Origin of the sequence: Methylocella sp. (assembly GCF_044226135.1) — a bacterium.
Classification (GTDB): domain Bacteria; phylum Pseudomonadota; class Alphaproteobacteria; order Rhizobiales; family Beijerinckiaceae; genus Methylocapsa.
In genome coordinates this window covers 1-4,729 of sequence record NZ_JBGAHM010000065.1, presented here as the reverse complement: position 1 = coordinate 4,729, position 4,729 = coordinate 1, and the positions used below count along the sequence as shown (strand labels likewise).

Below are 4,729 nucleotides of genomic sequence, written 5' to 3'. Positions count from 1 at the left end.
TCGATCTCGCCAAGGCGGCGGTCGAGCCTCGCAAGCGTTTTTTCGCGTGACGGCGGCGGCTCGCCGTCAGCGGCTTCGGCGCCCGGTCTCGCGCGCGCGGCGCCGGCGCGCGCCGGTTCGGCGAGCAGGGCGGCCATCGCCTTCAGGCTGGGAGACACGTCGAGCGCGGCCTGGGAACGCGCGCCTTGCGCGGCGAGCTGGCGCATCGCGTGCTTGAGGCGTCGGTCGAGCTCATCGGCGCCGCGTCGCGCGACGGGCGCCCGGGGCCGCGCGTCGAGGTCCTCGTCGAGCGCGGAAAAGGCGCGTTCCGCGCCGGCGGGGGTCTCATGAAGCGACACTGGCAACTCCGCGCCGTTTGCCTATCCAAAGCCGAAAAGGACGAAAGCTCAAGCCGGCCGCGCGCCGGCCCCGGACCTGCGACAATCTGACTGGCCCGCGTCCTCGCGTGCGGTTCCCCACTGTTCGAGCCTCCGCATGAAGAAAAACTTAAGCGCCGAGCCTTGCGTTCAGCTTGACGCCAGCCTGGCCCGGGATGATCCGGCTGCGGCTTTCGACGCCGCGAATGGGGCTGGAGGCTTGCATGGACGCGAGGCTGACGCGCGAGGACCGCGACGCGCCGATTTTTCCCGACGACGACGCGGGCGGGGAGCCCGGCGCCGCGCTCGCGGCCTTCGCGCGCGGGTTGCGTGGCGACGAGACGCCGCTTTCGGCCGCGGGCCCCGCGCCCCTCCTTATTCGCGACGTCGCGCGTGAGTTCGGCGTCAGCGCGCGCGCCCTGCGTTTTTATGAGGACAAGGGCCTGCTGCGCCCCCGGCGCCACGGGACGAAGCGGCTTTACGGCGACCGCGAGCGGCGCGACCTCGCCCTGATCATGAAAGGCAAGAAGCTGGGCTTCACGCTCGCCGAGATCGGCGCGCTGCTGGCGGCGCAGGACGATGCGGCGGGCCCCGGCGCTGCCGGGCTCGAGCTCGCCGTGCCGCCGGAGCAGATCGTCGCGCAGCTCGATTTTCTCGAACGCCAGCGTCAGGAGCTCGACGCCGCGATCGTCGCGTTGCGCATGGCGCATCGCCATCTGACGGAAGTCGCACGCGCGCGAACGGTCGCCTGAAGTCGTTGCGGGCGCGTCGCGGCGCGAGGTCCGCGGCCGCTTTGCGGCGACAGGCTTGATCGAGGCGTTTGTGAAAGCGGCGCGCTGAACGCAAGCACGTGACGGTCAAGCCAAAGAAACGATCATGAATAGTTGTGTCGGATCATGCCGCTCAGGATGAATTCTGTTTGATCGGCGGCGTCGCCAGGGCGCCGGAACCATCGCAAATCGTCGACGTTTGTGCGGCTGCGTTCCCAAGCGAGCGCTGAAACCTGCCATAATGATCGAAGGACGAAGAGCATGGCCTCTCAGGACCGTAGATATCAGTACGAGCAGTATCAGCAGGACGATTATTTCCGCGACAGCAGCCGCGAGCGCTGGCAGCGCGATCAGGAAAATGACGACGATCGTCGCCTCCATGGCCGCTCGGATCGCGACTATCGCGAGTCGCTTTCGGGTTATGGCCAGGGACGCGAATTCTATCCGCGCGAGGCGCGGGGCTACGGCGGCGGCGAGCGTGGCCCGCACGAAGGCGGATTTCGCCGCCGCGACGATTACGGCGCCGAGGATCTGGCGCGCGAGGACTATGACGGCCGCCGCGGCGAACGGCGCTTCGGCGAAAGCCTGTACGGCCAGCGCGGCGACCCCTGGGATCGGGGCCGGCAGGCGTATTCGGGCGAGCCGAATTTCCGCAATCGCGAGCCTTATCGCGGCGGCTATCGCGCCGGCGGGCGCAGCGAAAGCTGGGGCTGGCGCGACCGTGGCTATGAGTCCGGCCCGCGCGGCTATGACGGTCAGGACGAGCGTCCTTTCCTCGACCGCGCGAGCGACGAGGTGTCGTCGTGGTTCGGCGACGAGGACGCCGCGCGCCGGCGCCGCCACGATCAGGCGCGTGACCAATATGCGCGCTATTCCGGCGTCGGGCCGAAAAATTACCGCCGTTCCGACGAACGCATCCGCGAGGACGTCTCGGATCGGCTGAGCGACGACCCTTATGTGAACGCGGAGGACATCGAGGTTGCGGCGTCGAACGGCGAAGTGACGCTGACCGGCGCCGCCGACGATCGCGACCAGCGGCGTCGCGCCGAGATCGTCGCCGAGCGCGTTTCGGGCGTGTCGCATGTGCAGAACAATCTGCGCGTGCGCGAGAGCAACGCGCGCTCCGGCCCTAGCGGGCGGGAGACGGCCCACGCCGGCGCGCAAAGCGGCCTGACCCAGCAGGGCGGACAACTCGGAGCGGGACAGACCGGCCAGACCGCCGGCGCGTCGCAAGGGCAGTCGACGGCGTCGCGGCAGGGCTGAGCCGAGACGATTTGCGAAAAGCCTCAGGGCGGCGAAACTTCGCCGCCCTGAGGGCGTTTCGGCAGGGGCGCGAAGCCTGACAGATGGGTCCATGATTCCTGAACGGGCGCGGCGCGAGGCTGGGTCCGCTTTCGTCGTTGGTCCGCCTTTGGCCGGCCATGGCCTGAAGATTGCTTTTCATGACCCGTTACCCGGATTGTCATGCCAAGCGGTCGAAAATGTCAGAAAACGTCATAGGACTCCGCGGCGACTTCGCCCCTCCGCCTGCCGAACCCAACGCCACCGTCGTCGAGGAGCTCGAACGTCTGCTTGAGGCGGCGAGGGCCGGGGAGATCCGCGGCTTCGCCGGCGCTTATGTCCATCGCGACAAGGTCGTCTCTTATTCCTACGCCGGATCGGTCGCGAGCTACGCCATGCTGGGCGGCCTCGATTGCGTCAAAGAGCGACTGCTGCGCATCGCGATGGAGCGCGACTGAGCCGACGCGCAGGGCCGCGAAGGGTCTGGCCGCGGAAGGATCTGGCCGCAGGATGAGGCTCGCGCCGACAAAATCGCGCGGCCCGTGAACGCGACCCAACAGAAAGCGGCCCAAAAGAAAAAGGCGCCTCCCAGGAGGCGCCTTTCTGAGTCTCTAGAGGCGTGTCGGCCGCGCGTCAGTCGACGGGCGCCTGCTCCGCCTTCTCCTTGCCCTCGAGGTCTTCGCCCGTCTCCTGATCGACCAGGCGCATGGAGAGGCGCACCTTGCCGCGGTCGTCGAAGCCGAGCAGCTTGACCTTCACCTTGTCGCCTTCCTTGACGACGTCGCTGCTCTTGGCGACGCGGCCCTTGGCGAGCTGCGAAATGTGGACGAGGCCGTCCTTCGAGCCGAAGAAGTTCACGAAGGCGCCGAAGTCGACGACCTTGACGACCGTGCCCTCATAGATCTGGCCGACCTCGGGGTCATTGGCGATCGACTTGATCCAGTTGATCGCGGCCTTGATCGAATCGCCGTCGGAGGAGGCGACCTTGACCGTGCCGTCGTCCTCGATGTTGATCTTGGCGCCGGTCTTCTCGACGATCTCGCGGATGACCTTGCCGCCGGTGCCGATCACTTCGCGGATCTTGTCGGTCGGGATCTTCAGCGTCTCGATGCGCGGCGCGAACTCGCCGAGTTCGGCGCGCGCGCCGGTCAGCGCCTTCGACATCTCGCCAAGGATGTGCAGGCGGCCGTCCTTCGCCTGATTGAGGGCGACGCGCATGATCTCCTCGGTGATGCCGGCGACCTTGATGTCCATCTGCAGCGACGTCACGCCTTCCGACGTGCCGGCCACCTTGAAGTCCATGTCGCCGAGATGGTCCTCGTCGCCGAGGATGTCGGAGAGCACGGCGAAGCCGCTCTGCTCCTTGATCAGGCCCATGGCGATGCCGGCCACCGGCCGCGGCAGCGGCACGCCGGCGTCCATCAGCGACAGCGAGGAGCCGCAGACAGTCGCCATCGAGGAGGAGCCGTTGCTCTCGGTGATCTCGGAGACGACGCGCAGGGTGTAGGGGAACGCCTCCTTGGCCGGCAGCAGCGGGTGGATCGACCGCCAGGCGAGCTTGCCGTGCCCGACCTCGCGGCGGCCCGGCGAGCCCATGCGGCCGACCTCGCCCACCGAGTAGGGCGGGAAGTTGTAGTGCAGGAGGAAATTCTCCCGGTACTCGCCCTCGAGCGCGTCGATGATCTGCTCGTCCTGGCCGGTGCCGAGCGTCGCCACCACCAGCGCCTGGGTCTCGCCGCGGGTGAACAGGGCCGAGCCGTGGGCCCGCGGCAGCACGCCGATCTCGCAGACGATCGGGCGCACCGTCCTGGTGTCGCGGCCGTCGATGCGCCGGCCGGTCTCCAGGATGCTGGTGCGCACGATGTCGCTCTCCAGCGCCTTGAACTGCTTGCTGACCAGCTCCGGCTTGAAGCTCTCGGCGACGAGCGCCTCGACCGCCTTGGCCTTGACCGCCGAGATCCGCTCGTGGCGGGCCTGCTTGCGGGTCTCGCCATAGGCCTGGCGCAGCTCCGCCTCGGCGACGGCACGCAGCCGCTCGGCGCAGCGGCCGACCTCCGGATCGGCCTGGGGCAGGGCCCAGGGCTCCTTGGCGCAGCGCTCGGCGAGGTCGATGATGGCGTTGATCACCGGCTGGAAGGCGGCATGGCCGAAGGTGACGGCGCCGAGCATCACCTCCTCGCTCAGCTCCTTGGCCTCCGACTCGACCATCAGCACGCCGTCGGCGGTGCCCGCGACCACGAGGTCGAGCTGGCTGCCCTCGAGCTGGTCCTGGCGCGGATTCAGCACGTACTGGCCGTCGACATAGGCGACGCGGGCCGCGCC

At 68.5% G+C, this 4,729-nt stretch carries 5 protein-coding genes; 3 read left to right on the top strand and 2 right to left on the bottom strand.

Going from position 1 to position 4,729, the window contains the following annotated elements; all coding sequences use genetic code 11:
• Positions 1-338, bottom strand: a 338-nt coding sequence (locus ACILRB_RS15825) for a hypothetical protein (protein ID WP_395667259.1), incomplete at its 3' end; no start/stop codon positions are given.
• 242 nt (positions 339-580) lie between these two features.
• On the opposite strand from ACILRB_RS15825, the gene ACILRB_RS15820 reads away from it, so the two are divergent.
• The 3 genes from ACILRB_RS15820 (at position 581) to ACILRB_RS15810 (ending at position 2,865) form a co-directional block, all read left to right on the top strand.
• On the top strand, positions 581-1,108 hold the full coding sequence (locus tag ACILRB_RS15820; protein WP_395667258.1) for a MerR family transcriptional regulator: 528 nt from the start codon (positions 581-583) through the stop codon (positions 1,106-1,108).
• A 279-nt stretch (positions 1,109-1,387) separates the two neighbouring features.
• A complete protein-coding gene (locus ACILRB_RS15815) occupies positions 1,388-2,389 on the top strand; it encodes a BON domain-containing protein (RefSeq protein WP_395667257.1) in 1,002 nt (333 codons plus the stop codon).
• Positions 2,390-2,607: 218 nt separating this feature from the next.
• Positions 2,608-2,865, top strand: coding sequence for a hypothetical protein (locus tag ACILRB_RS15810; RefSeq protein WP_395667256.1), 258 nt, complete (start codon positions 2,608-2,610; stop codon positions 2,863-2,865).
• Positions 2,866-3,040: 175 nt separating this feature from the next.
• On the opposite strand, the gene pnp is transcribed toward ACILRB_RS15810, so the two are convergent.
• Positions 3,041-4,729, bottom strand: a 1,689-nt coding sequence (gene pnp, locus ACILRB_RS15805; RefSeq protein ID WP_395667255.1) for a polyribonucleotide nucleotidyltransferase, incomplete at its 5' end; no start/stop codon positions are given.